This is a genomic window from Streptococcus sp. GMD1S (genome assembly GCF_000296875.1).
In the GTDB taxonomy this organism is placed as follows: domain Bacteria; phylum Bacillota; class Bacilli; order Lactobacillales; family Streptococcaceae; genus Streptococcus.
The window spans coordinates 1-602 of the sequence record NZ_AJQY01000275.1 but is presented as its reverse complement, the minus strand read 5'-3'; the positions used below and the strand labels follow the sequence as shown (position 1 = coordinate 602).

Sequence of the window (602 nt, the reverse complement as noted above, 5' to 3'; positions counted from 1 at the left end):
AATAATACAGGAGATTTCATTATGAAAAATACAGTAAAGTTGGAACAATTTAAAGAGGTAACAGAGGCAGAATTGCAGGAGATTCGGGGTGGAGATTGGAGAATTTCAGAAACAATTCGTAATCTTATTTTTCCAAGAAGAAAGTAATGAAATAAAGGTAGAGAGTAATGGATTTATTTGGATTAGGGATAGCTATTTTTTATTTTATCATTATTAGCAAAATTTATGAATGGATCTGTAAAATAAATAGAAAAGAACAAATTGTTTTTTTCTGTTATACATGCATCTCAGTTTTTATACTTGAAGAAATTATTACACTAGTATTTTCTAATAGTTTTGCTTTGTCTAAATTTTTATTTCCTTTGGTTGTGTACCTTTATTTAAGAAAGTTAAAGAAGTCTGAAAAATACAAAGCTATTTTTATCAGTTTACTATTATCTTTATTATATCACAGTACTCATACTTTTATATCCGTAACCTTATCTTCTATAACAGGAGATGAAGTAGTATTACACTATAAAAGTACATTTCTTTTCGTAGTATTGTTGATGACTTATTTTTCTATTCTAATAATAATTCGTTATTTTCATCTGGATATTAAA

At 25.9% G+C, this 602-nt stretch carries 1 protein-coding gene and 1 pseudogene; both read left to right on the top strand.

Features of this window, described 5'->3' with window-relative positions; translation table 11 throughout:
- Window positions 1-21 precede the first annotated feature (21 nt).
- On the top strand, window positions 22-147 hold the full coding sequence (gene comC, locus GMD1S_RS08760) for a competence-stimulating peptide ComC (RefSeq protein ID WP_000799678.1): 126 nt from the start codon (window positions 22-24) through the stop codon (window positions 145-147).
- Window positions 148-167: 20 nt separating this feature from the next.
- Window positions 168-602, top strand: a pseudogene (locus GMD1S_RS12600) (histidine kinase); the annotation flags it as partial.